General features: G+C 62.4%; 25 protein-coding genes. 13 read left to right on the plus strand and 12 right to left on the minus strand.

All coding sequences use genetic code 11. The annotated features are described in order from the left end of the window. Positions 1 to 107 precede the first annotated feature (107 nt). Positions 108 to 368: a DUF6429 family protein gene (locus PspS04_RS15300; RefSeq protein WP_159996307.1), complete on the minus strand. Its 261-nt coding sequence runs from the start codon at positions 366 to 368 to the stop codon at positions 108 to 110. 160 nt (positions 369 to 528) lie between these two features. Between PspS04_RS15300 and PspS04_RS15305 the strand changes: the two genes are divergently transcribed. Together PspS04_RS15305 and PspS04_RS15310 are read left to right on the plus strand one after the other, a co-directional pair. Further along, on the plus strand, positions 529 to 1,665 hold the full coding sequence (locus PspS04_RS15305) for an NAD(P)/FAD-dependent oxidoreductase (RefSeq protein ID WP_335929795.1): 1,137 nt from the start codon (positions 529 to 531) through the stop codon (positions 1,663 to 1,665). Between the two features lie 122 nt (positions 1,666 to 1,787). Then, positions 1,788 to 2,243, plus strand: a complete 456-nt coding sequence (locus PspS04_RS15310; RefSeq protein WP_159996309.1) for a methyltransferase family protein — start codon at positions 1,788 to 1,790, stop codon at positions 2,241 to 2,243. Positions 2,244 to 2,318: 75 nt separating this feature from the next. On the opposite strand, the gene PspS04_RS15315 is transcribed toward PspS04_RS15310, so the two are convergent. Next, the gene (locus PspS04_RS15315) at positions 2,319 to 2,807 is read right to left on the minus strand and encodes an Lrp/AsnC family transcriptional regulator (RefSeq protein ID WP_095168664.1); all 489 of its coding nucleotides are present in this window, start codon (positions 2,805 to 2,807) and stop codon (positions 2,319 to 2,321) included. Between the two features lie 129 nt (positions 2,808 to 2,936). Here PspS04_RS15315 and PspS04_RS15320 point away from each other — a divergent pair, with 129 nt between their 5' ends. Next, positions 2,937 to 4,412 carry an L-lactate permease gene (locus tag PspS04_RS15320; RefSeq protein WP_159996311.1) on the plus strand — a complete coding sequence of 492 codons (1,476 nt, stop codon included), beginning with the start codon at positions 2,937 to 2,939 and terminating at the stop codon, positions 4,410 to 4,412. A gap of 23 nt (positions 4,413 to 4,435) precedes the next feature. Here PspS04_RS15320 and PspS04_RS15325 read toward each other — a convergent pair whose 3' ends face one another. The 3 genes from PspS04_RS15325 to PspS04_RS15335 all read right to left on the minus strand — a co-directional run bounded on the left by PspS04_RS15325 (position 4,436) and on the right by PspS04_RS15335 (position 6,155). Continuing rightward, the gene (locus PspS04_RS15325; RefSeq protein ID WP_095168660.1) at positions 4,436 to 5,074 is read right to left on the minus strand and encodes a LysE family translocator; all 639 of its coding nucleotides are present in this window, start codon (positions 5,072 to 5,074) and stop codon (positions 4,436 to 4,438) included. A gap of 170 nt (positions 5,075 to 5,244) precedes the next feature. After that, the gene (locus PspS04_RS15330) at positions 5,245 to 5,670 is read right to left on the minus strand and encodes a hypothetical protein (protein ID WP_095168658.1); all 426 of its coding nucleotides are present in this window, start codon (positions 5,668 to 5,670) and stop codon (positions 5,245 to 5,247) included. Then, complete coding sequence (locus tag PspS04_RS15335; protein WP_159996313.1) at positions 5,667 to 6,155, minus strand: hypothetical protein; 489 nt, start codon at positions 6,153 to 6,155, stop codon at positions 5,667 to 5,669. Before PspS04_RS15335 ends, PspS04_RS15330 begins: the two co-directional genes overlap by 4 nt. Before the next feature lie 95 nt (positions 6,156 to 6,250). On the opposite strand from PspS04_RS15335, the gene PspS04_RS15340 reads away from it, so the two are divergent. Beyond that, on the plus strand, positions 6,251 to 6,817 hold the full coding sequence (locus PspS04_RS15340; RefSeq protein ID WP_159996315.1) for an AAA family ATPase: 567 nt from the start codon (positions 6,251 to 6,253) through the stop codon (positions 6,815 to 6,817). On the opposite strand, the gene PspS04_RS15345 is transcribed toward PspS04_RS15340, so the two are convergent. After that, on the minus strand, positions 6,773 to 7,207 hold the full coding sequence (locus PspS04_RS15345) for a GFA family protein (RefSeq protein WP_159996317.1): 435 nt from the start codon (positions 7,205 to 7,207) through the stop codon (positions 6,773 to 6,775). The two genes, PspS04_RS15340 and PspS04_RS15345, sit on opposite strands and share 45 nt — an antisense overlap. Positions 7,208 to 7,308: 101 nt before the next feature. Further along, on the minus strand, positions 7,309 to 8,766 hold the full coding sequence (locus tag PspS04_RS15350) for an MFS transporter (RefSeq protein ID WP_159996319.1): 1,458 nt from the start codon (positions 8,764 to 8,766) through the stop codon (positions 7,309 to 7,311). 108 nt (positions 8,767 to 8,874) lie between these two features. On the opposite strand from PspS04_RS15350, the gene soxR reads away from it, so the two are divergent. From soxR to PspS04_RS15380, 6 genes are all read left to right on the plus strand, one after another. Then, positions 8,875 to 9,339: a redox-sensitive transcriptional activator SoxR gene (soxR, locus tag PspS04_RS15355; protein WP_095168650.1), complete on the plus strand. Its 465-nt coding sequence runs from the start codon at positions 8,875 to 8,877 to the stop codon at positions 9,337 to 9,339. 142 nt (positions 9,340 to 9,481) lie between these two features. Next, positions 9,482 to 11,656, plus strand: coding sequence for a TonB-dependent siderophore receptor (locus PspS04_RS15360; RefSeq protein ID WP_174244580.1), 2,175 nt, complete (start codon positions 9,482 to 9,484; stop codon positions 11,654 to 11,656). 96 nt (positions 11,657 to 11,752) lie between these two features. Beyond that, complete coding sequence (locus tag PspS04_RS15365; RefSeq protein WP_159996321.1) at positions 11,753 to 12,187, plus strand: HIT family protein; 435 nt, start codon at positions 11,753 to 11,755, stop codon at positions 12,185 to 12,187. A 153-nt stretch (positions 12,188 to 12,340) separates the two neighbouring features. Continuing rightward, entirely contained in the window at positions 12,341 to 13,618 is a 1,278-nt protein-coding gene (locus PspS04_RS15370) for a flavohemoglobin expression-modulating QEGLA motif protein (RefSeq protein WP_159996323.1), read from the plus strand. 48 nt (positions 13,619 to 13,666) lie between these two features. Further along, positions 13,667 to 13,957, plus strand: coding sequence for a hypothetical protein (locus PspS04_RS15375; RefSeq protein ID WP_159996325.1), 291 nt, complete (start codon positions 13,667 to 13,669; stop codon positions 13,955 to 13,957). Between the two features lie 116 nt (positions 13,958 to 14,073). Further along, entirely contained in the window at positions 14,074 to 14,514 is a 441-nt protein-coding gene (locus tag PspS04_RS15380; protein WP_095168642.1) for a hypothetical protein, read from the plus strand. Here the strand turns inward: PspS04_RS15380 and PspS04_RS15385 are convergent. The 5 genes from PspS04_RS15385 to PspS04_RS15405 form a co-directional block, all read right to left on the minus strand. Next, entirely contained in the window at positions 14,511 to 15,014 is a 504-nt protein-coding gene (locus PspS04_RS15385; RefSeq protein WP_159996327.1) for a signal peptidase II, read from the minus strand. The two genes, PspS04_RS15380 and PspS04_RS15385, sit on opposite strands and share 4 nt — an antisense overlap. 134 nt (positions 15,015 to 15,148) lie before the next feature. Beyond that, on the minus strand, positions 15,149 to 16,096 hold the full coding sequence (gene dsdC / locus PspS04_RS15390) for a DNA-binding transcriptional regulator DsdC (protein ID WP_095168638.1): 948 nt from the start codon (positions 16,094 to 16,096) through the stop codon (positions 15,149 to 15,151). Between the two features lie 56 nt (positions 16,097 to 16,152). Beyond that, positions 16,153 to 17,505, minus strand: a complete 1,353-nt coding sequence (locus PspS04_RS15395; protein ID WP_159996329.1) for a D-serine ammonia-lyase — start codon at positions 17,503 to 17,505, stop codon at positions 16,153 to 16,155. 38 nt (positions 17,506 to 17,543) lie between these two features. Continuing rightward, the gene (locus PspS04_RS15400) at positions 17,544 to 18,887 is read right to left on the minus strand and encodes a GntT/GntP/DsdX family permease (protein WP_159996331.1); all 1,344 of its coding nucleotides are present in this window, start codon (positions 18,885 to 18,887) and stop codon (positions 17,544 to 17,546) included. A gap of 304 nt (positions 18,888 to 19,191) precedes the next feature. Next, positions 19,192 to 20,166 (minus strand): LysR family transcriptional regulator, encoded by a 975-nt coding sequence (locus PspS04_RS15405; RefSeq protein ID WP_095168630.1) that lies wholly within the window; start codon positions 20,164 to 20,166, stop codon positions 19,192 to 19,194. 160 nt (positions 20,167 to 20,326) lie between these two features. Between PspS04_RS15405 and PspS04_RS15410 the strand changes: the two genes are divergently transcribed. The 3 genes from PspS04_RS15410 to PspS04_RS15420 are packed head-to-tail and all read left to right on the plus strand — an operon-like array spanning position 20,327 to position 23,324. Beyond that, positions 20,327 to 21,637, plus strand: coding sequence for an MFS transporter (locus PspS04_RS15410; RefSeq protein ID WP_159996333.1), 1,311 nt, complete (start codon positions 20,327 to 20,329; stop codon positions 21,635 to 21,637). After that, complete coding sequence (locus PspS04_RS15415) at positions 21,637 to 22,389, plus strand: class II aldolase/adducin family protein (RefSeq protein ID WP_159996335.1); 753 nt, start codon at positions 21,637 to 21,639, stop codon at positions 22,387 to 22,389. The genes PspS04_RS15410 and PspS04_RS15415 overlap by 1 nt, the downstream gene beginning before the upstream one ends. 2 nt (positions 22,390 to 22,391) lie before the next feature. Beyond that, positions 22,392 to 23,324: a 2-hydroxyacid dehydrogenase gene (locus PspS04_RS15420; protein ID WP_159996337.1), complete on the plus strand. Its 933-nt coding sequence runs from the start codon at positions 22,392 to 22,394 to the stop codon at positions 23,322 to 23,324. The last annotated feature ends 33 nt before the right edge of the window (positions 23,325 to 23,357 follow it).

The following is a 23,357-nucleotide window of genomic DNA, read 5'->3' on the forward strand; positions in this document are numbered from 1 at the left end:
CACCCACGCAATCTATTGGCGAGGCCGGGTGCATGTGGAGCGCAAGCGGACCTTGGCGAAGGCCTGCGTTCCATAAACCCCACCTACTGCATGCCTTGGATATGGAGTCAGGTACCCGAGTTGGAGGCATGCTCCGCTTGAGTTCTCACCCCAAACAGCCGATCGGCTATTTGGCGGCCTCGTTCCATCCCTTCCGGCGTCAACCAGATGGATTTGCTCTTGTTTACCGGATCACGGATGAATCCATGCTCTTGCAATCGGTTCGTGATCTCGAAATCGTACCCTTTCCAAGTATTTCCGTTATCCGCACTGAAGGTTACCAACAGGGCGAGAACGGCTTCTTCAATCAAGCTTTCGTCGTATTTCATGATCGCTGCTCCACTCGTACTCTTTAACTTCCCGTGAGCCCGGAACTCGAATGGTAACTCGAACGAACTCGAACGGGGACGGATCTATTTTTCCCTCTTTCGCACTGGACGATAAAATAAATCCGTCCCCATTTATGGTCCCCATTTATGGTCCCCATTTATGCACGTCCCCATTTATGCATGCCATGAATTCATCCAGCTGGCGTACCATCGGCGCGTCGACAGAATGGAGGTTGATATGGGCAATACTCAGGGCAAACGAGTCGTAGTCGTTGGTGCAGGTATCGTGGGCGCATCACTGGCGCACCACCTCGCGAGTAAAGGCGCGAATGTCACCGTGGTCGAGGCTGAAGGTATAGCGTCGGGAGTGACGGGAAGTTCATTCGCATGGATCAACACCTCACACGGTGAACCTGACCCCATTGCGCAACTGCGCGGTGCTGCAATCAAGGAGTACCGCCGCCTCGAAACGCAGCTGCCGGATCTCGAGATACGGTGGACAGGCGCTTTGTCTTATAGCGCGATGCCGAATGGAGCGCTGCAGGCTTCAGCTAACCAGGTGTCTCGATCGCAGATTCTCGACCTTGAACCCAATCTAAAAAATCCCCCTCAGTCTGCTTTGTATGCGGCTGAAGAAGGGGCGCTGGACGCCGTGGCAGCTACCCATGCGTTGATCGCCGGCGCCAAGGCATTCGGGGCGAAGATTCTCACTCAGACGCGAGTTCTTGGTTTCGTAACCCAGCGTGCAAAGGTAACCGGAGTCGAAACAACACAGGGCATCATCGATGCCGATGTTGTGGTATTGGCCGCCGGGACAGGTATCACGAAGCTGACAGATAGGCTTGAAGTGCCCCTTCCAATAGAGGCCTCGCCTGCCATTTTCATCCGTTACAAGGTCCAACCCGACCTCGTGCACACCCTCATCTCCAGCCCTGAAATGGAAGTGAGGCAAAGTTCGGATGGTGCGTTGCTGGCGGCAGAAGATTACCTGGACAACACCATGGAGAATCAGCCAGCAGCGATAGCGCTCCGCACTGCCAAGACCATCCGCAACGAACTCCATGGGGTTGTTTCCATAGAGCCGCAATGGGCTTGTGTCGGGCTCAGGCCCATGCCCGCCGATGGCATCCCCATCATCGGTTATCTACCAAAAGTCAGCGGCGTCTATGTGTGTGCAATGCACCCCGGAGTTACTTTGGCGGCGATAGTGGGACGTCTTGCCAGCGAGGAGATCGTCGACGACAAAGCGTCCAGTGCCCTTGGCCCATGCCGGCCCGATCGGTTTTTGCGAGCGTAGTGGATGCTCTTCCGGGGCAACTGTCAGTTGCGCCGCAGTCTCCATCGCACTCAAGGGGCTTGACCCTATAGCGGCTATAACCCTCACGCTAGTAGCCAGTTCGTCTCAAATAGGAATTGCTCATGGACAACCGCATCCCTCCGCCGCTGGTTGCTGCCCTGTTCGGTCTGTTGATGTGGTTCGCAGCTCGACACTCACCGGGCACCCTGGAGCTGACTATCGAGTGGCGCATTGCCCTGGCGCTGGTGGTGGCGCTGGCAGGCGTAGCCATTTGTCTAGCCGGCGTACTGTCCTTTCGTCGTGCCCGCACCACGGTCAACCCGCTGAAGCCGCAAACCGCTTCGGCCCTGGTCAGCTCGGGCGTCTACAGATACACACGCAACCCGATGTACTTAGGTTTCGCCACAGTCCTGATAGCCTGGTCAATCTTCCTCGCCTGGCCGCCGGCACTGCTGGGCGTGCCGGGCTTCGTGATGTACATGAACCGCTTCCAGATCGGGCCGGAGGAGCGGGCCCTTGCCAGCCTTTTCGGCAGAGAGTTCACGCAATACTGCAGCCAGGTCAGACGTTGGCTCTAAAACAGAGAACCTCGGTTTCTGGCCGATAGCAGCCCAGCGCAATGAGCAACAGGCCGCCAGAAACCAAACCACCCATTACCCACCCCCACTCGGCACATCCAACCCAACCTTCACCCGATCCAGCGCCACAATCGTCTTGAACCAGGTGACGTTGGTATTCTCCGCAAACAGGCGCCTTGCCAGGGCCTGGTACTCCTGCATGCTGGCGACGGTCAGCACCAGGACAAAGTCCACTTCCCCGGTGACGTAATAGCACTGTTGCACCTCGGGCACTGCGAAGTGGGCCTTCATGGCTTCCAGAGCCTCCAGGCTGGTGCGCTCGGCCATCACTTCGACAATGATGGTAATCGGTCGGCCAACGGCGGTTGGGTCGACGATGGCGACGTTGCCGGTGATCACGCCACCCTCCTCCATGCGCTTGAGGCGTCGCTGGACGGCGGCGGTCGAGAGGTTGACCTGCTCGGCGATCAAGCGCAGCGCCATGGTGTTGTCGCGCTGGACCAGGTCGAGGATCGCGCGGTCGAATTTGTCCAGGGCTTGGCTTGTTGCAGTGGTTTTTATCATGCTGGCTCGCGAGAAATTTTCTCGAAAACTAGCAGAAAACCGCGACCCTTTATCCACTGCCGCGAAATATTATCTTGGCCACACACCGCACCCGCGGCTGTCCGGGCACCCACACAGGATATTATTGGCATGGTCGCGCTGTTTCATCTGTCCCCGTTCCTGTTGGTCACCGCCATGCTCGTCGTGCTGCGGCGGCCACCTGTGCAGGCCGCCGTCGCCGGCACTCTGCTGGTACTGCTGCTGTGGCTCGCCGGTGCAGCCGATGCCTGGCACCTGGGCAGCATGGTGGCCGCCCTCAAGGACACGGCGGTGCTGTTTGCCAGTACCGCCTTCGTGATTGTGCCGGGCCTGGCCTTCGTGATCGTGATCGAACGCCTGGGGGTCAACCTGGCGCTGAGCCAGTGGGTGCGTTCATTGGGCCTGGGCAGCGGCGATCAGGTGGTGTTCATCGTGCTCGGCCTGGCGCCGCTGCTGGAAGCCATGACCGGGTTCGGCGTGTCCTTGATCGCCACGGTGCCCTTGCTGCTGAGCCTCTTCGAGCGCCGGGTCGCGCTGCGCATTGCGCTGGTGGGCATGGCGATCATGCCGTGGGGCACGCTCGGCCTGGCCTCGGTGATAGGCGCTTCGCTGGCGCACCTGGATGCCCGGGCACTGTCATCGACCTCGGCACTGACCAGCGCGCCGGTGTTTTTGCTGCTCAGTGGATTGGCGCTGTATCTGGCGGGTGTGCGTGAGTTGCGGGCATGGGCGGCGCTGGGGATTTACTGGCTGTTGTTTATGGCGGCGCTGTACAGCGCCAGTCGCTGGCTGGGCCCGGAAGTGGCCGGTGTTGCCGCGGCCCTGGTGACGGCCCTGGCGGTGCTGGCTGGCGGAGTGTGGCGCGTGCGACGCAGCGCCAGTCCGCGCATTGCCGTGCACTGGCCGCGTCAGGCATGGCCGTACCTGGTGCTGATTGTCTGCATCGTCTCCTTGAAGCTGATCCTGACCCTGACTTCCTGGCAGGATCAATGGCTGGTGTCTGGTGCCCAGGTCACCTGGAAACCCCTGGCCTCCCCTGGCGTAGCCCTGCTGCTGGTGCTGGTCGGCGTGTGGCTGCATGCGCGGGCCACACCACACAAGGTGGGGTCGGACGGCAGTCTGCCGGTGGCACTGATGGCGCGGGCGAAGCGGCCGTTGCTGACGATTTTTTTCTTCCTGGCGATGTCGCAGATCATGGTCAAGGCCGGCTTCCTGGCGGGATTGATGCAACTGCTGGCCGGCCTTTCACCCACCGCCGCGATGCCGTTGGTGACGATGTTCGGTGCACTCTCGGGCTACATGACCGGCTCGAACGTGGGCGGCAACGCGATCTTCATGCCGGCCATCGCCCTGCTACCCGAATCCGCGCGCCTATTGTTGGCCGCGGTGCAGAACAGTTCGGCAGGGCATGCCGCACTCGGCTCGATATCGATTGTCATGTTGATCGTGGGGCTGGCAAAAACCCAGGCGGAGGAAGAAGGCGAACTGATCAGGTTCGGCTTCGCCCTCGCTTGCCTCAATACGGTGCTGGTGGCGTTGGCGGCCACGTTACTCAGCGGCTGGTTAAGCTGGGCGCTGGTGTGGTGAGCCTTTGTGCCAACGCCAGACGATCAGGCGGTTTGCCGGCGCATCGCGAGAATCGCCGCACCAAACCCGATGAAAGTTACCCCCACCACGCGGCTGACCCAGCGCGACCACTCAGGTCGCGCCAGCATGCCCTTGGCGCGCGAGGCGAGCGCGGCATACAGGCTCAACGACAGCAACGAAAGCGCCATGAATATCCCGGTCAGGATCAGGAATTGTGGAAACAGGGCTGCGCCTTGATCGATAAACTGCGGGAACAACGCGGTAAAGAACAGCGTCGCCTTGGGGTTGGCGAGCGCGGTCACCACCGCTGACCGGTACAGTTTAAAGGGGCTGGGGCGAACGCTCTGCCCCTGCTCAATCCCATCAGCCAGCAATGGCGTCTTGTTGAGCAACTGCTTGACCCCCAGGTAGAACAAATACCCGGCGCCAGCGATCTTGACCATATTGAACATCCATTCCGAACTGGCAAGCAGCGCGCCCAACCCCAGCATCGCGGCCGCCGACAGGCAGAACAGCCCACTGGCATTGCCCAGCGACGACCAGATTGCGCTGCGTTGACCATGGGCCAGGCTGTTGTTGATCGCCATCAAGGTCGCAGGCCCCGGGCTGGCGATGGCAATCGCAGCGACCAGGGTAAAAGCTAACATTGTGTTCGGGTCCATGGTTCCAGCCTCCTTGAGAATGGCGGGTATGCTACCGAATGTTTCATCGCCTGATGATAAAAATCATCTTCGGGAGCAAGCGCCCAACGGTTCATCCGGTTTTTTGCGGGATTAGCTCGAGTGCGCCTAAAAGGCTGCGGGTGAACGCAGCCATCCATCCAGGCGTTTGATCAGGAGAACTCAATGCCACATGAGGTGAGTCGCGCAAAGGGATCTCCCGAGCCGAACTCCCAACCTTCAGGCATGGTGGTTTTCCAGCCACGCTGCTTATCCATCCGGTTTTTTTCTTCTTCCGAGATCAGAACAATCGCCAGATGGCGCTCAATCATCATTGCCACAGCTTCGACCAACTCGCCGGCCTGATACATCTTCATGCTTTGGTCGCGGATCAGGACACAGGGCACGATGTGTTCTCTATACCTGCCGCCGCTGGATGACCTTGCGCATATCAGCCACGCATCAGGAACGACGTGCTCAAAAATCCGCGTACTACCAACCCTGCCCTCTTCCCAATGATCGCGGAATATTTGTGCAAGTCGTTTGATGGCTCTCTGTTTCTGCTCTGCTTGCGTATGTTTAGCGATGTTGGTTGTCATTGGGTCCAGGCCATTGAAGATTGATCAAGTGCTGCCATTGCTTCCCTGCGCTGCGCAATGAGTGCGGCTTTGTCCTGCGCCGAAAGATGTTGGCCGGGGGTCGGCAAGGCACAAGCGGTGGCCTCGCTCCAGCGGTCGAAGGCAGCAGTGGCAACGAACGCGGGGCCTTGGGTCTTGCGCACCAAGGCTTGGTCTTTTTGCTCAGCGATTACTGGATTGACTTTGGCATAGGTAAACCGCGAAGAGGGATGGTTCACCACGGCCACCGGCACATCACCGGCAAGCGAGCGAATCAACTTACCGTTACGTACGCTGAAGCAGACAATCAGATCCGGTGCCAACACCGCCAAGACTTCGCTGAATGCTCGCTCACCCCGCTGCCAAGCGCCTTGCGGCGGCGGAACTCGACTGTCTGGCAGGAACTCCTGCAGAAAGTTGTAATAGGCAACACTGCTCCAGATTGCTGGGGTCGCTGCGCCACCCAACGCAGCCTTCGGCAGCTGCTACAGGTTCCTGTTGTCGCTTAACTGATCGGCATTAGGCACAATCGCCGGCTTTTTTCGCGACAGGCAGTGCGCTCATGCAACGGATTGTAATTCTCGGCAACGCCGGTAGCGGCAAATCTACCCTGGCCCGCGCCCTCGGCAGCCGCCTTGGCCTGCCCGTGGTGCATTTGGACAGGCTGTTCTGGGAGCCTGGCTGGGTCGAGCCAGACGCCGAGCAATTCCGCGCCCGGGTCAAGGCCGCGGTTGCGCCAAAGGCCTGGGTCTGTGAAGGCAACTATGCCCGGCGCACCTTCGACCTGCGCCTGCCCGGTGCCGACCTGATCATCTGGCTCGATACACCGCGGCTCACCTGCTTCACCCGAGTGATCCGGCGCAGCGTCATGAACCGCCCTCGCCCCGACCTTCCCGCAGGCTGCAGCGAGAAGATCGACCGGGCGTTCCTGACCTTCCTGAACTTCGTGTGGAACTTCGACCGTGGCTACCGCCCAGGCATCGAGACGGTGCGCCAGGCCATCGGGCCCCACATCCCTACCCTGCACTTGCGCGGTTCGCGGCAGATCCGTGCCTTTGTCGACAGCTTGCCGGCAACACCTCAATCAATCAGCGTCGACCTGCAGGGCCTGCAGGATAAACCCGAGTGATTCCGGGGCCGCACGGTGATTGTTCGGCGAGCGGTGCTGGTCCCAGGGCATGGCGTCGCCGGTGCAAAAATCGCCGATGCACGCCATGCTCAGCTCAGCCTCCAGCAGCCCCAGGGGAATCCAGAAGTACGGGGTCTGGCGCAGCGGATTCGGCACCGTGGAACCACATGACGAACAAAAGTCGTTGCGGTAGCCGCTGGGTTTTTGCCAACTGCTGATCTGCTCCTGCCCTGCGACCCAGCGAAAATCAGCCGCCTTGACCAGCGTCGCGAGGTTATGGCCGACCCCGGTTTGCTTGCGGCACAGGGTGCAATGGCAGCGATAGAAATAGCGCGGTTCTACCTCCAGGGTAAAACGTACGGCCCCGCACAGGCACTGCCCGGATGTCATGGATAGCTCCTTTGTACAACGATAGTTCGGCATTTCTACAGGCTGGACTGGCCGAGGACCAGAAAAAACACCAGTCGGCAACGAGATGTCCTGCACCTGCGCTACGAGTTCGCGCCGATCCCCCGCACCACCCGCCGGGCCGTCAGGATGCCCAGCAGCGGTGCGAGAGCGAACACGCCAAACAGCCAGCTTGCGGCATTCGCCGTACCAGCGACACCTCCGGGAACAGTCAGGCCGGCGAGGTTCGCCACCATTCCCGCCAGCGCCGCACCGAGCGCGGTCGCGAACAATTGCACGGTGGTGATAGACGCCGATGCCAGGTCTTGCTCTCCCGCCGGTGCCACCTGGAATATCCGGGTCAGTAGATGGGGCCAGGCCAGGCCGACGCCCAAGCCGATGATCACCAGCGCCAGGCAGATTGGCAGGAGTGCCTGCCAGTCGCCGCCACTTTCACTGCGCAGCAGAACGGCCAGCGCCGCCATGCCGGTGAATCCAAGCAGTGGACCGGCGAGGATCACCCGGCCCACTGCCCTGGCGCTCGCGCCTGAACTGCCAATCGATCCCAGCGTCCAACCCGCCGCCATGAGCGCCGCGAGGTAACCGGCCATCAGCGGCGACTGCTGATGGAGGACCTGGAGGAACAGCGGCACAAAGATCTCGCCACTGGTGACCGCGACCGCAAGCAACGACATCGTTGCGTAGAGCACACCGAGCGCCGAGGTCATGGAAAATGCACCGGCCGGAAGCAATCGCTGGCGGGCGCGACTTTCGCTCCAGATCAATAGGGCTGTCAGGATCGCGGCCGCGCCAAGGCCGAGGATATTCCACGACAGCATCGACCCAACGCTGCCCGCCGACACGCAGAGTACCGCCGCTGTCAGCAGCACCAGTTGGACCAACGGCAATGGCACGCGCGACGGTTGGTCCGCGCTGCGCTTGGGCAGTATGCGTGCCGCCAGCAGGGCGAACAGAATGGCGACCGGGATCAACGACCAGAACGCCGCCCGCCACACGCCCAGTTGCGCAAAGATCCCCCCGACGGCGGGACCGACCAGGGTAGCCACCCCCCACATGCCGGAGACCAGGGCCATCGCCCGCGGCCATAGAGCTTCGGCGAAAACCAGCCGGATCATCGCGTAGGACAAGGCGAACAACAACCCGCCGCCCAGCCCCTGGACAAGCCGGCCCGTGAGCATCACGGCCATTGACGGGGCAAATGCGCAGATCAGCGCACCACAGGCAAACACCAGAGTCGCACCAATGTACGCGCCACGAGGTCCCATGCCCGTCAGCCAGCGCGCCGACAGCGCCGAGCCGAGGATCGAAGCCGCGACGAAGAGCGTGGTGTTCCACGCGTAATAGTCCAGGCCGCCGATGTCCTTGACCACCGAGGGCAGGATGGTGGTAGCGATATAGACATTGATCGCATGGAGCACCACGCCACCGGCGAGTGCCAGCGAGCGCACGCCATTGGCCCCCGATAGCAGGTCGGCCCAGCCGGTGCCTGCCGGTGCCACAGATTGCAGATGATCGTCAGTGGGTCCTTCACACGTGTCCATGTCAGCTCCAGTCAGTGATCCCACTCGCCACCGCGAATGGGCGCTTGCAACGGCAAGCCGACCTCCTTATAAAACCTCATCCATAGATGAGGTCAAGAGAAAACTGCCATGTCGATCGATGTTCGCGTGCCTCTATCGGTAGGGGAAGTGTCCCGGCGCTGCGGTGTGACGGTTGCCACCGTGCACTTCTACGAGGCCAAGGGCTTGATCCATGCCGAGCGCAGTGCCGGTAACCAGCGGCGTTATGCGCGCGAAGTGCTGCGCCGGGTAGCCATTATCAAGATCGCCCAGCGCGCAGGCATCCCCCTTGCGACCATCAAGGCGACGCTCGACCAACTACCGACCGGGCGCGCCTTGACCGCGCACGACTGGCAACACCTGTCGACAATCTGGCGCGACATGCTCAGCGAGCGGATTCACAGCCTCACCCAGCTGCGCGATCAACTCGACGGCTGTATCGGCTGCGGCTGCCTGTCGATCGACGACTGCCCGCTGCGCAATCCCGGTGATCGCCTGGGCCAACTGGGCAGCGGTGCGGTCCTGCTCGACCAGGACACGCCGGCCAACAACTGAGTACCGCGACCTGCCCCACGCTGTAGCTCTCCCATAGATTTTTTTCATGGCAGGCTTCTTCGCCGCTGCAATACCTGAGAGAATGTTTGTTAATGATTCTCAATAGCCCTATTTATATCATTAACAACCAGGAACCTACCTTATGCCGCGCGTTACCCCGCTGCGTTATTTGAATGCGCCCCGAAATCTGCTGGCCATGGCCATCTGCATGGCTACCCTGGCGCCAGCCTTTGCCGATGACAGCAGCGCTATGCCAGAAACCTCCAGGCCGACCACCCTGGAACTGGGCGCTACCGAAATTACCAGCACCCAACTGGGTAGCACGACCGAAGGCACGAGTTCCTACACCACCGGCGCCATGTCCACGGCAACCAAACTGCCGCTGACCATGCGTGAAACGCCCCAGGCCGTCACCGTGATTACCCGCCAGCGCATGGACGACCAGGCCATGACCAGCATCAACGATGTGGTCAATGCGACCCCTGGATTGTTCCTCGATTACTCCGGTGGCCCCGGCCGGCAGTCCTACTCGGCACGCGGTTTTGACATCGACAACCTGATGTATGACGGCATCCCGAGCGGCTATCGAGGCGCGGTGGTCGGCGCCCAGCCGAACCTGGCGATGTTCGATCGGGTCGAGGTGGTACGCGGGGCCACCGGCCTGGTGACCGGTGCCGGCAACCCTTCGGCAGCTATCAACATGGTCCGCAAGCGGCCACTGGCCGAGCAGCAAGTCACCCTCACCGGCGCCGCCGGCAGCTGGGACAACTATCGCGGCGAAGTCGACGCCTCCAGCCCGCTCAACGACAACGGCACCTTGCGCGGCCGGGTCGTGACGTCCTACCGCGACACCAACAGCTTCGTCGATGATGTCGATGAACAGCACGGCCTGTTCTACGCGGTCACCGAAGCAGACCTTGGCGAAGACACCACCCTGACCCTCGGTTTCTCCAACCAGAAGGACAAGACCAACTACTTCTGGGGCTCTTCGATGATCGGCCTGGATGGTCATCATCTGGACCTGCCGCGCTCCTACAACCCCGGGACTGACTGGGAAAACAAGGACCAGGAGATCAACACCCTGTTCGCCGAAGTCCGCCAGCAGTTGGCCAATGACTGGAAGCTGCAGTTCAACGCCAACTACGCCGAACAGAACGCAATGTTCACCGGGTCTTACCAGTCGCGTTGGGTCAACAACACCCTGGCCCGTACCGTCTACCAATCCGGCCACGATGAAAACCAGGCCGGCGTGGATGCGTTTCTCAGTGGTCCGTTCGAAGCGCTCGGGCGCAGCCATGAATTGGTCGTGGGCGCCAGCAAGCGCATCTACGACATGACCACCCACAACTACTCCCCGTACGACACCAACTGGCCGATCAATGCCGGCAAACCGGACTTCGTGCACACCGACGACAGCCGCGAAGTGACCACCCAGGACGGTCTGTACATGACCACCCGCCTGAGCCTGGCCGACCCGTTGAAGCTGATCCTCGGCGGCCGCCTGGACTGGTACGACTACGACAACCGCGATGGCGACGGCGACTACAAGGTCACCCGCAACGTCACCCGCTACGCCGGCCTGATCTACGACCTGGACCAGCATCACTCGGTCTACGTCAGCTACAGCGACATCTTCACCCCGCAGAGTTCCAAGGGCACCTCCGGTACTCCGCTCAAGCCCATCGTCGGCAAGAACTACGAGGTCGGCATCAAGGGCGAATACTTCGACGGCGCGCTGAATGCGAGCCTGGCAGTGTTCCGCATCGACCAGGAAAACCGCGCTGTGCAGGTGTACGTACCGAACTGCCCGCAAGCTACCTGCTATGAGGCCTCCGGTGAGATTCGCAGCCAGGGTATCGACTTCGAACTGCAAGGTGCACTGACCGAGAACTGGCAGGTGGGCGGCGGCTATACCTATGCACGCCTGCACACCCTCAAGGATGCGGCCAACCCGCAGAACGAAAACCAGCGTTTCGACACGGACACCCCGGAGCACCTGTTCAAGCTGACCACCAGCTACCGCTTCCAGGGCCCGCTGGAAAAACTGCGGGTCGGCGGCAACATCTCCTGGCAGAGCCGCATGTACAACGACGTCGCGCTGGCAGATGGCAGCACCTACCGTCTCGAGCAGGGTGCCTACGCCATCACCGACCTGATGGCCGGCTACCGGGTCAACCAGAACCTGGACCTGCAACTCAACGCCAACAACATCTTCGACCGCGAGTACTACTCGTCCATCTCCAACTCCACCAGCTACGGTGGCGACACCTACGGCGCTCCGCGCAACATGATGTTGACCGCCAAATACAGCTTCTAGATAGCCCGGGCGCAGGGACGCGCACGATTGCTGATGCATGTTTGAATAGCGCACGGATTGACGGTACTTCTTCTCCCCCACTCCAAGGACAGGCACATGGCTCTGATCTCGCAACGAGTAGAAATGGCGCGCAACGGCGCCAACGACAAGGTTATCTGTCGCCTGGCATCTGGCTGGGTGGTGATGGGCGACGTGCAGTTCCTGCCGGGATACTGCTTGTTGCTGCCCGACCCTGTGGTGCCCAGCCTGAACGATCTGGATGCCCAGGCCAGGGCCACCTACCTGCTCGACATGGCCCGCATCGGCGACGCCGTTCTGCAGGCTACCGGGGCGCTACGGATGAATTACGAGATCCTCGGCAATTCCGAGCCAGAACTGCATTGCCACCTATTCCCGCGCTACGCCTCAGAACCGGAAAAACATCGCAAAATGCCCGCCTGGTTCTACGACTGGAAAACCGCCCCACCCTACGCCGAAGAAACCCACGGTGAGCTGCGCCGCAAAATTGCCGAACTGCTGACTAGCCCGTAGCAGCTGCCGAGCCCGCGAGGCTGCGTTCGGCTGCGAAGCAGACGCCAAGGACCCACGCCCCCCCCGGCGAGGACTGCGTCCTCGAACGCAGCCTCGCGGGCTCGGCAGCTGCTACGCTTTTATTGAACACCCGACACTGCCCAGGTGACTGCCATGAGCACGGCTGCGCTGTCAGAACTCGATGCTGCCCTGCCTGGTCTGGCCCGCAGGATCCGTGTGTTGGACGCGCTGTCCTGGCCGGTCGGGATTGAAGAGGTGTTCCTGGCCAATTGGCGCGCCGGCAAGGCGGCGTTGCCCAGAGTCGAGTTACAAGCGCGTGAGCACAGCGCCGAGATTGCCGCCCTGCAAAGCTTTGCCGGACGCTGTGACGAGGGCCATCCGGCCGGCAATTACCTGGCCATGACCGCCCGCAGCTACGCCACGGCCGGGCGCATGCTGGGGGCCATCGGGACTCCCGATTTCACCCGTTACTCCTCGGCGCTGTACCGGCGTCCGGACTTCTATTACACGAACCTGCACTTGAGCATGCTCGACGCGGCCCAGTTCTTCCTCAAGACCACCGACGCGCTGCTGGGCGGCGCTCGGATTCCCCCAAGCCAGGCCGACATCCCGGCCGAGGCTTTCGCCGCCTGGATGCAACCGGAGCTGGACAGCTTTTTCGGCGCCGGCCAGATCAGCATCGTGCTCGACCCGAGCCTGGCCGCCAAGGCCATTGCCGGCGCAAGCCGAATCCGCCTGCGTGCCAGCGCGCTGTTCTCGGACTTGGACAAACAGCAGTTGCTGCAACACGAGGCCTTCGTACATGTCGCCACGGCGCAGAACGGCGCCCGCCAGAGCAATCTGAAAAGCCTCGGCCTCGGTGCCCCACGCACCACCCAGACCCAGGAAGGCATTGCCACCCTCGCCGAGCTATTCACCGCCAGCATGGACATCAACCGTTTGCGCCGCCTGGCCCTGCGAGTGCTGGCGGTCCAGCAAGCGCTGGATGGCGCCGATTTTATCCAGGTATTCGAAGGGTTCCTGGCGGCCGGCCAATCGCAGGAGGAATCGTTCCGCTCAACCCAACGGGTGTTCCGCGGGGCCGACCTGCGTGGCGGCGCGGCGTTCACCAAGGACGCGGCCTACCTGACCGGATTACTCGGTGTGCATACCCTGCTGCGCATCGCCATCCGCGACAACCGCCCGGACCTGGTCGGACATTTATTTGCCGGGCGCCTGACCCTCGGTGATACCGTACGCCTGGCACCGCTGTTCGAATCCGGCTGGCTCCAGGGACCGACCTACCTGCCCGCCTGGGCCAGTGATCTGCGGCGACTGGCGGCGAACCTGGCGTTTTCAGCCTTCATCTCGCGGATAAAGCTTGAGGTGCTGGATCTGCAGGTGCTGATGGCCTTCGCCGACGAACACGAAAGCGATGCCAGCGCCATGTGAACCATGGACGTATTGGGCGGCAACCAAAGTCCATTCAGGGGAAGCCAGATGAACGCGACAACCGTGGGGAAATGGGCGACCTGCCTGCTCGCCCTGCAACTGCTGCTGATGGCGGGATGCAGCAGCAAAACCAGCCGGAGCACCTATGCGAGCAGCAGCCAGGGCTCCAACTGCTATGCCAAGGCGCTGCCCACCGCCGGGGAAGGCGGCCTGGCCTGGGGCTCGACCTTGGGTGCGGCGCGGCAAAAATCCATGGTGAGTTGTCAACGCTACGCCGGTCGATCCGGTGGCACGCCGAGCACCTGCAAAGTGGTGCTGGCCAAGTGCAAAACCCGCTAACACCGACGGCCAGCAAACGGAGTGGATCGATTCTGCTGCTACGCTTTGAACTCCTCCGAATGGATTAATACGATGTATTGGTGCATCCCCCTCTCCCCATCTGCCTGGACGCGGCCATGAGCCGTCGGCTGATGGCTGGCCTCACCGTGGCGCTTATCGGCGTGACCAGTTACGTGCTGGTCCAGTGGCAGATGGTCAACCAGCACAAGCGCGAGGTGCAGTGCACCGAGGCCCGGCAGGCGCTCAAGGATGTGCAGATTCGGGCGCGCGCGTTGGCGGCCGGTTTGTCGCTGGACGCTTACAGCCAGGAGGAGGAAGCCAAAGTGGCGGCGCTGATCAAGGCGCTCGACGCCGCCAGCAACGAGGCCGAGGTGAATGCGGTGATTGCCGCGCATGCTGCCGCCATCGAGGCCGAGGCGGCGGCGATCGATGCGCAGGTGGACACCCGGGGCGACCAGGTCTTCCTCGAACAGCGCCGCATGGAACAGCGCATCACCGTGGACGTGAAACAGGAACTGCAGCGCGCGGCGAAGGCCGTCAGCGTGACCTGTGACTAGCCTCGGGCCTGGCGCGGCTTGCGCAACTCCGCCACCAGCAAGGCCGCGGCTCCGGCCATGATGGCGATATCGGCCAGGTTGAACACCCCGGTATGCAGCGATCCCAGGTTGAGCACCAGGTAATCCACCACGTGCCCGTCACGCAGCACCCGGTCGATCAGGTTCGACGCCCCACCCAGTGCGATGCAGTACACCGCCAGCGCCTTGCCTGGCGAACTGGCCCAGCGCGACAACGCCCAGCCGATCGCCCAGCACACCACAGCGCCCACACCGACGATGAAAATCAGTTGTTTGACCGCCGGTGCCAGGCCGGCCCCCAGGCTCAGGAACGCACCCGGATTGAGGCTCAGGGCGATATCCAGCCAGGCGAAACTGCCGCCGATCTTGAAGCTCTGCGCCGCCAGAGACAGCAGCGCGAGCACCTTGATCCACTGGTCGAACGCGATAAATACCAGGCCGAGCAGTACGGCAAACCAGCGACTCGTTGTGACTCGTTCCATGAACAATCCTTGGGCTGACTCTCATGCCTGGACAGGAGGCACGCACCGCCGTTTTGGCAGCGGCGGCAAGATAGCGCAGCTGACGAGTGTCGTCCATCCACCGTCAACCGGGAGCGGTCGGTTCCGCTGGCGGCTCAATCCGCCATGCCTGCGCCGGCCTTTTCCTTGAGCCAGTCGATCAGCACCTGCACCCGAGGGGGCATGGGATCGCGATGGGGGTGGACGAGAAAATAGTCGTAGCGCCCCGGCTGGGAAAATCCACCAAAGGGCAGGATCAGTTCGCCCTGGTCGATGCGGCTCTGCACCAGGCGCTGGCGGCCGATGGCGATGCCCGCGTGGTTGATGGCCGCTGTCACACACAAGTCGGAGCGATCGAAGGTCAGCCCGCGTTGCGGCAAGACCTCGAGCAGCCCCTGCTGCCGGGCCCAGAGTTGCCACTCGGCATCGTAGACCGCGTTGTCCCAGGCCAGGGCATCGTGCAACAGCGTGCAGTGACGCAGGTTGTGCGGCGCCTCAAGCAGGCCATGGCGCTCGGCATACAGCGGGCTGCAGACCGGCGCGATGGTCTCGCTCATCAAGGCATGACTGGCCAGCCCAGGGAATTCGCCATTGGCGTAGAGCAGCGCGAGGTCGACGTTTTGCGTGCGAAAATCGATGGCGTCGTTGCCGACGCGGATGTCCAGGGCAATGTTCGGGTAGCGTTGGTGAAAGTCCGCCAGGCGTGGCACCAGCCAGCATTGCGCAGCCGAAGGACGGGCATACAGCGCCACCGACCCGCACAGCTCGGCCTGGGGCGACTGTTGCAGGGCTTCGGACAACTGCTCCATCACCCCTTCGAGGATCGCAAACACGCGCTCGCCCTCCCCCGTCAGGCGCACCCGACGGGTCAGGCGCTCGAACAGGCGCAGGTCCAGGGCTTGTTCGAGGCGGGCGATGCGATGGCTGACGGCGCTGGGCGTGACGCACAGTTCTTCGGCAGCCAAGGCAAAACTCAGGTGCCGGGCGGCGACCAGAAAGGTGTGCAGGTTGGCGAACTGTGAGCTGTTGAGCCGGGAGCTCAATCGAGGAGGCAGGTTCAGCATCGGGGCGTTTTTCCGCGGGCGAGAAACCCGGGGCCGCGCGGCCCCGGGTGCAATGGCTAGTGTGCGGCCAACAGTGTACGTCCCTGCTCCAGGTACGCGTCCATTTCTTGCGCCGGCACCATGCTGCCGCCCGTGCCCCACACCAGGTGCGTGGCGTTGGCCAGGCGCTGTGCGTCGAGACCCAGGCGTTGACGATAGCCCTGTTGCTCTTGCAGCACCCGCAGGAACCCGGGCAATCCAGCCAGCGCCGAGGGCTCCAGCTTCAGGCCTTCCTCGGCATGCAGCAGGGCCAGCAGGCGGTACATCTGCTCGTCGCTGAGGGTGTAGTAGCCGTCGAGCAAGCGTTGCATCGAACGCCCGACAAACCCCGACGGTCGCCCCACCGCCAGGCCGTCGGCGGCGGTGCGGTTGTCGATGCCAAAATCATAGACGCTGACCTCGTCGTGCAGCCCGGTGTAGACCCCCAGCAACATACATGGCGAGTGCGTCGGCTCGGCGAACACGCAGTGCACCGCGTCGCCGAAAATCTGCTTCAGGCCAAAGGCAACGCCACCAGGGCCGCCGCCGACACCGCACGGCAGATAGACAAACAGCGGGTGTTGCGCGTCGACCGTAATCCCCGCGGACACCAGTTGGTGCTGCAAGCGACGCGCCGCCACCGCGTAACCGAGGAACAGATTGATCGAGTTCTCGTCGTCGACGAAATGGCACTTGGGATCGCTCTCGGCCTGCTGCCGGCCCTGCTCGACGGCGACGCTGTAGTCCGATTGATACTCGACCACCGTCACTCCGCAGGCACGCAGGCGGTCTTTTTTCCACTGCCGGGCATCGGCGGACATGTGCACGGTGGCCTTGAACCCCAGGCGCGCACTCATGATGCCGATGGACAGGCCGAGGTTGCCGGTGGAGCCAACGGCGATGCTGTGCTGGCCAAAAAAGGCCCGGGCGGTATCGCTGTCCAGGCTGCTGTAGCAAGCGCCCGGTTGAATCAGGCCGCCGGCCAGCGCCAGGTCCTCGGCGTGCTTGAGCACCTCATAGATGCCGCCGCGGGCCTTGATCGACCCGGAAATCGGCAGCAGGTTGTCGGCCTTCAGCCACAGTGCGCCCTGCACCGGCAGTTGCGCCTCGGCACAGAGGGTAGCCTGCAGGCGCGGCAGCGCGATCAGCGGCGACTCGATGATGCCAGCGCTCGCCCGGGTCTCGGGGAACACCGACTGAATGTAGCTGGCAAATCGCTCAAGCCGGGCGCTGGCGTCATCCACGTCGGCCAGGCCCAGGGGCACATCACTCAAGGCCTGCGCAGTCGGCGCCAGGGCCGGGTTGAACCAGGTGACGGGCTCGACCCGGGTCAACGGTCCAATCAGGGGGTGGCTCTGACACCAGTCAGCCAGGGATTTGTTGTGAATCATGGTTCTACTCCAGACAGTGGACAGCATCGCGGGTGTGCTCAAACCCACTGCGATACCAATAGCGTCATTCCCAGGGCCACGACCGAGGCCAGCAAGGTTCCAACGGTAAATTTTTTCAGCGCCTCGCCCAGGGACACCCCCAGGTATTCCTTGACCACCCAGAACGCCGAGTCGGTCACCGTGGTCCAGCCAATGGCGCCGGCGCCGATCGCAATCACCACGATTTCGCGGTTCTGCCCAGGCATCGCGTCCAGTAGCGGCAGGACCATGCCCGCGGCACTGATCATCGCCACGGTGGCCGAGCCCACGGCCAGGTGCATCAGGCCGGCGACGAACCAGGCCAGCAGAATCGGATTGAGGTCCCATTGCGACAGCGTGCTGGCCAGGACCTTGCCTACGCCACTGTCGATCAGCACGCCATTGAAGGCCCCGCCGGCACCGATGATCAACAGGATATTGGCCAACGGCGTGAAGGACTGCTCAGTCAGGCGCTGCAGCTCGGCCATGCCCAGCCCGCGATACAGGCCCAGGGAACCGTAGGCGAACACCACCGCAATGGCCAGCGCGGTCAGCGGATTGCCGAGAAAGCTCATCAGTTGATAGAAGCCACTGCCCTGGGGCAGGCTCATGGTCACCAGGGTCTTGCCGACCATCAGCAACAACGGCAGCAGGATCACCAACAGCGTCAGCCCCAGGCCTGGCATCGCCCGAGTGTCTGCCAGGCTGGTGGGCGCCGCGGCGAAGCTCTGGCCGCTGGCCGGCTCGTGGCGCTTGCACACCAGCTTGACCCACACCGGCCCCGCCACGATGGCGGTAGGCAGGCCGACGATCAGCCCATAGATAATCACCTTGCCGACGTCAGCGCCCAGCAGTTGGGTGATCGCCATGGCTGCCGGGTGCGGCGGCAACATGCAGTGCACGGTCATCAACGAAATCGCCAGGGGCAGGCCGACATACAGGATGTTCAAGCGGGTTTGCCGGGCGACCACATAGATCAGCGGAATCAGCAACACAAAGCCGACCTCGAAGAACACCGGAATGCCGACAATGAAGCCCACCAGCATCATCGCCCAGGAGGCACGTTGCTCGCCCAAGGTGCTGAGCAGCGTGCGAGCGATACGCTCGGCGCCACCGGACACTTCCAGCATCTTACCCAGGATGCTCCCCAGGCCAATCACCGCCGCAAGAAACCCCAGGGTGCCGCCCATGCCCTTTTCAAAGGAGTCGGCGATGGACGACAGCGGCATGCCCGCACCCGCCCCGACGACAAAACTGGCGAGCATCAACGCCAGGAAGGAATGGACGCGAAACTTGACCACCAGCACTACAATCAAGCCGATAGCCGCCATCAAAATCAGTAGTAAACCCGCCTCTTCGTGCATGACATCCCCTTGTTATTGTAGTGAGCGCATGAGACCGCGCGGATCGCGGTCCGCGGCGATTAAGCGCCAGGGGTCTGGGGGCTTACAAAGGATGGTTCTTCAATGGATGGATGACGTGGGGTCATCTATGGGAGGGCTGGCTTGCCGAGCCCCACAGGGTCTGGTGTATGCAGGGACCTGTGGGAGCTGGCTTGCCAGCGATGGTTGCAAGGACGGCGCGGTGCATCAGGTTGTGCGCGTTATCGTTGGCGACCATCGCGAGCCTGCTCGCGATGACCGTCTACGATGGCGCGCAGTACCGAACCTAAAACCGCTCAGCCAGATCCGTGGTCATGAGCATCTGCTGGAACCTCTCGAGAAATACCGACTCAGCCTGAGTCAGTTTCTGTTCACGGTTCCACAGCAAGTAGACATTCACGTCAATCACTCCCTCCCATGGCGGCAAGCGCCAGACTTCTCCAGCCAGCACATCAGCCGCGACGATGTGCTCCGGCAGGCAACCGATGCCATAACCTGCACCCACCAGTCGGCGGATTTCATCGAGGCTCGGAGACGAAGCAACAATGCGCCCAGTGAACCCTTGCTGATCACGAAACACCGTAAGCGGCGACAGGTTGCCGCCAATCTGGTCGCTGGTAAAACTGACGAAGTTTTCACTCTGCAAATCCGCCAGGGTCAGGTTCGTGCGACCGAACAGCCGGTGCCGCTTGCCGCAGAAAAACGCATAGCGCTGCTGCAGCAACACCCGTTGCTCAAGCTTGGGCTGTGGGGTGCGGCACAGGCTCAGGCCGAACGAGGCGGTTTTTTGCAGCAGTGCGCTGGCCACATCCGAGCTGCGCAGCACATCGACCTCGAACTCCACCTGCGGGTATTCAAGGTGAAATTGCGCGAGGAACTCATCGTAGCAGCGTGATTGAATACGACTGATGGTCAGCATGCGGATCTTGCCCACCACCGTCTCGGCAGGTGAATCCAGGGCTGGGCCCAGGCGCGAGACCGTGCCGTACAGTTCGGCGGCGATCTGCATGACTTCTTCACCGGCCTTGGACAGGCTGATACGCGGCCCACGGCGCACCACCAGCGCGCTGTCGAGTTGCTCCTCCAGGCGCCGCAGGGCCTGGCTGATGGCCGGCTGGCTCAAGTGCAGGCGCGCGGCGGCCCGGCTGATGCTGCCTTCCTGGCCGATCACCAGGAAGGTGCGCAACAGATTCCAGTCCAGGCGGTCGTTGAGGAAGCGCTTGGCGTCGGGATCGCGTAACGAAGGGCCGGCAGGGATCATCATTATTCCTGGTGCTTATACTTGAGTATTTAGATTAGAAGCTTTTCCTAGCATAGGGGCTGGCGCAAGATCCAGCAACGCACCGCCAGAGTGCGAACGTCGTGCCTGCGCATGACACACATTTCCTCCTGCTTATAACAATGACGTCCAGGAGCTACAGATGACGAGCACTACCTCAAGTCCGCGACGTGCCGCGGCAGCGGCCTTTATCGGCACCACCATCGAATTCTACGACTTCTACATCTATGCCTTCGCGGCAGCGCTGGTCCTCGGCCAGCTGTTCTTCCCCAGTGAAAACCCGATGCTCAGCACCATGGCCGCGTTCGGCAGCTTCGCGGTCGGCTTTATCGCCCGCCCGTTCGCCGGCATGGTCTTCGGCCATCTGGGCGACCGCCTGGGGCGCAAGAAAATGTTGCTGGTGACCATCGTGCTGATGGGGGTGGCGACCACCTGCATCGGCTTGCTACCCACTTATGCCCAGGCGGGTATCTGGGCCCCGATCGGCCTGGTGGTCCTGCGCTTACTGCAAGGGATTTCGGTCGGTGGCGAATGGGGTGGCGCGGTGCTGATGGCCAGTGAACACGCGCCCAAGGGCCGCAAGGTGTTCTTCGCCTCGTTCGCCCAATGGGGCAGCCCGGCGGGCCTGCTGTTGGCGCTGATCGCATTCCGCTGCATCAGTGAAATGGAGCAGGACGCACTGATGAGCTGGGGCTGGCGTATTCCGTTCCTGATGAGCGGCGTGCTGATGATGGTCGGCCTGGCGATTCGTTTCGGCGTGCCTGAGTCGCCGGAGTTTGCCGCGGTCCAGGACAGCGGCCAGACCGCCGAGAACCCGGTGCTGGAAGTTATCCGCAAGGACTGGAAGAGCATTCTGTTCGCGGCCCTGGCAGTGACTATCGGCTCGGGCGGTTTCTTCTTCACCAACACCTTCATGATCACCTACGTCACGCAGTACCAGGGCATCGCCAAGACCACGATCCTCGACTGTCTGTTCGTGGTCACCGTGCTGCAATTTCTCTCCCAACCCTGTTCTGCGCTGTTGGCCGAACGCCTGGGCGAGGGACGCTTCCTCAAGTGGGTGGCGTCGCTGTGCATCCTGGTGCCGTACCCGATGTTCCTGCTGGTGCAGACCGGCAACCTGTTCTACATGACCGCGGGGATTGCCCTGGCGGTACTGCTGCTGGCAGCACTGTACGCGGTGATCGCCGGCTACATGGCTGAAGCCTTCCAGGCGCGGGTGCGTTACTCGGGCATCTCGATTGCCTATCAGTTGGGCAGCGGCGTGAGTGGTGGCCTGACGCCACTGATCGGCACCTTCCTGGCGGGGCATTTCGTCGGTCAATGGTGGCCGCTGGCAGTCTTCTTTAGCGGGCTGGCGCTGATGTCGTTGATCGGTGTACTGGGCCTGGCTTATTTGCGCGGCGTCAATGCCAAGCCGGTCGGGCTGCCCCTTTCCCAAGGAGTTGTTTAATGAGCAAGCCAAGCGCTATGTCGCAAATCGAGTGGCAGTCGCGCTGCGAGTTGGCCGCGCTGTATCGGCTGGTCGCCTACTACCGCATGACCGACCTGATCGACACTCACATCACCCTGCGTGTGCCCGGGCCGCAGCGGCATTTCCTGATCAATCGCTACGGCGTGGCGTTCGAGAAAATGCGCGCCAGTGACCTGGTCCTGATCGACCTCGAGGGCAACGTGGTCGATGGTCAGCACGGTGGGCACGTGAATGCGGCCGGGTTCGTCATCCATTCGGCGATTCATGAGGCTCGCCCGGATCTGCACTGCATCATCCACACCCACACCGCTGCCGGTATGGCGGTGGCCGCCCAGCGCGACGGGCTGTTGCCGCTGACCCAGCACGCGCTGAAGTTCTACGGCAACCTGGCGTACCACACCTACGAAGGCATCGCGTTGTCGATGCACGAGCGCGAGCGGCTGGTGACTGACCTGGGCCCGCACAAAGCGATGATCCTGCGTAACCACGGCCTGCTTGCGGCCGGTGACAGCGTGGCGGCGGCGTTCCACGAAATCTACTTCCTGGAGCGCGCCTGCCAGGCGCAGATCCAGGCGATGTCCGCCGGGGTAGCGCTGAACATCCCCGACGAAGCCGTGTGCCGGCACACCGCCGCGCAGTTTGGCCGTGAGGGTATCGAGGGGATCATTGATCTGGCCTGGCAGGCCGCGCTCAGTCTGATCGACGAGCAGCGCGCCGATTGGTGCCGTTGACCATGGCCAGTCTCGTGTTGTTGTGCCAGAACCCTGCGCTGACCGATTGGCTGGCCGCGCTGTTTGCCAGCCATGCACCGCACTTGCAGGTGCTGCGCCCTGAAGATTCAGGCGCACAGCAGGCCCAGGTTGCAGTGTGCTGGTTCCCACCAGCGGGCAGCCTCGGCGCCTTGCCGAACTTGCGCCTGGTGTACTCGATTGGCTCGGGGGTCGACCACCTGGCCCAGGATCCTTCGCGTGATCCGGCGCTGCCGGTATGCCGGGTGGTCGACCCGGATCACACCCAGGGTATGAGCGAGTACGTGCACTGGGGGGTGTTGCATTTTCACCGCGGCTTCGACCAGGTGATAACCGGCAACGCTGCACAACGCTGGCAGCGTCCGCTGCAGCGCCGTGCGCAAGGGTTCCGGGTCGGGGTGATGGGCCTGGGAGCGATCGGGGCACCGGTGGCCATGCGGCTGGCCGAGGCCGGCTACGACGTGCGCGGTTGGGCGCGCACGCCGCGAGCAATCGATGGCGTGAGCACCTTCAGCGGAGCGTGTGCACTGCAGGGGTTTCTTTCGGAGCTGGATGTACTGGTCAACTTGCTGCCGCTGACCGCCGCCACTCAAGGTGTGTTGGGCCGCGAGGTGTTCCAGTACATGGCGCGAGGCAGTGCCTTGATCAATTGCGGGCGTGGCCAGCACCTCAATCATCCGGACTTGCAACAAGCCCTGGCGAGCGGGCAATTGCGTGGCGCCTTGCTGGATGTGTTCGAGCAGGAACCGTTGCCTGTGGACTCGCCGCTGTGGCGCACCCCTGGGGTCTGGGTGACGCCGCACATGGCGTCCGCCGCCTCGGACCAATGCATCGCCCAGCAGGTCGCCGACAACGTTTCGCGGCTCGCCGCGGGACTGGCATTGAACAATCTGGTCGATCCCGAACAGGGATATTGAGCGGACCGCTAATTAATCACTGCGCGTTATGTG

It is taken from the genome of Pseudomonas sp. S04 (assembly GCF_009834545.1).
In the GTDB taxonomy this organism is placed as follows: Bacteria; Pseudomonadota; Gammaproteobacteria; order Pseudomonadales; family Pseudomonadaceae; genus Aquipseudomonas.

Coding starts and splice junctions, on each gene's coding strand:
- PspS04_RS15300 (WP_159996307.1), bottom strand. CDS start 368: ATGAAATACGACGAAAGCTTGATTGAAGAAGCCGTTCTCGCCCTGTTG.
- PspS04_RS15305 (WP_335929795.1), top strand. CDS start 529: ATGCACGTCCCCATTTATGCATGCCATGAATTCATCCAGCTGGCGTAC.
- PspS04_RS15310 (WP_159996309.1), top strand. CDS start 1,788: ATGGACAACCGCATCCCTCCGCCGCTGGTTGCTGCCCTGTTCGGTCTG.
- PspS04_RS15315 (WP_095168664.1), bottom strand. CDS start 2,807: ATGATAAAAACCACTGCAACAAGCCAAGCCCTGGACAAATTCGACCGC.
- PspS04_RS15320 (WP_159996311.1), top strand. CDS start 2,937: ATGGTCGCGCTGTTTCATCTGTCCCCGTTCCTGTTGGTCACCGCCATG.
- PspS04_RS15325 (WP_095168660.1), bottom strand. CDS start 5,074: ATGGACCCGAACACAATGTTAGCTTTTACCCTGGTCGCTGCGATTGCC.
- PspS04_RS15330 (WP_095168658.1), bottom strand. CDS start 5,670: ATGACAACCAACATCGCTAAACATACGCAAGCAGAGCAGAAACAGAGA.
- PspS04_RS15340 (WP_159996315.1), top strand. CDS start 6,251: ATGCAACGGATTGTAATTCTCGGCAACGCCGGTAGCGGCAAATCTACC.
- PspS04_RS15345 (WP_159996317.1), bottom strand. CDS start 7,207: ATGACATCCGGGCAGTGCCTGTGCGGGGCCGTACGTTTTACCCTGGAG.
- PspS04_RS15350 (WP_159996319.1), bottom strand. CDS start 8,766: ATGGACACGTGTGAAGGACCCACTGACGATCATCTGCAATCTGTGGCA.
- soxR (WP_095168650.1), top strand. CDS start 8,875: ATGTCGATCGATGTTCGCGTGCCTCTATCGGTAGGGGAAGTGTCCCGG.
- PspS04_RS15360 (WP_174244580.1), top strand. CDS start 9,482: ATGCCGCGCGTTACCCCGCTGCGTTATTTGAATGCGCCCCGAAATCTG.
- PspS04_RS15365 (WP_159996321.1), top strand. CDS start 11,753: ATGGCTCTGATCTCGCAACGAGTAGAAATGGCGCGCAACGGCGCCAAC.
- PspS04_RS15370 (WP_159996323.1), top strand. CDS start 12,341: ATGAGCACGGCTGCGCTGTCAGAACTCGATGCTGCCCTGCCTGGTCTG.
- PspS04_RS15375 (WP_159996325.1), top strand. CDS start 13,667: ATGAACGCGACAACCGTGGGGAAATGGGCGACCTGCCTGCTCGCCCTG.
- PspS04_RS15380 (WP_095168642.1), top strand. CDS start 14,074: ATGAGCCGTCGGCTGATGGCTGGCCTCACCGTGGCGCTTATCGGCGTG.
- PspS04_RS15385 (WP_159996327.1), bottom strand. CDS start 15,014: ATGGAACGAGTCACAACGAGTCGCTGGTTTGCCGTACTGCTCGGCCTG.
- dsdC (WP_095168638.1), bottom strand. CDS start 16,096: ATGCTGAACCTGCCTCCTCGATTGAGCTCCCGGCTCAACAGCTCACAG.
- PspS04_RS15395 (WP_159996329.1), bottom strand. CDS start 17,505: ATGATTCACAACAAATCCCTGGCTGACTGGTGTCAGAGCCACCCCCTG.
- PspS04_RS15400 (WP_159996331.1), bottom strand. CDS start 18,887: ATGCACGAAGAGGCGGGTTTACTACTGATTTTGATGGCGGCTATCGGC.
- PspS04_RS15405 (WP_095168630.1), bottom strand. CDS start 20,166: ATGATCCCTGCCGGCCCTTCGTTACGCGATCCCGACGCCAAGCGCTTC.
- PspS04_RS15410 (WP_159996333.1), top strand. CDS start 20,327: ATGACGAGCACTACCTCAAGTCCGCGACGTGCCGCGGCAGCGGCCTTT.
- PspS04_RS15415 (WP_159996335.1), top strand. CDS start 21,637: ATGAGCAAGCCAAGCGCTATGTCGCAAATCGAGTGGCAGTCGCGCTGC.
- PspS04_RS15420 (WP_159996337.1), top strand. CDS start 22,392: ATGGCCAGTCTCGTGTTGTTGTGCCAGAACCCTGCGCTGACCGATTGG.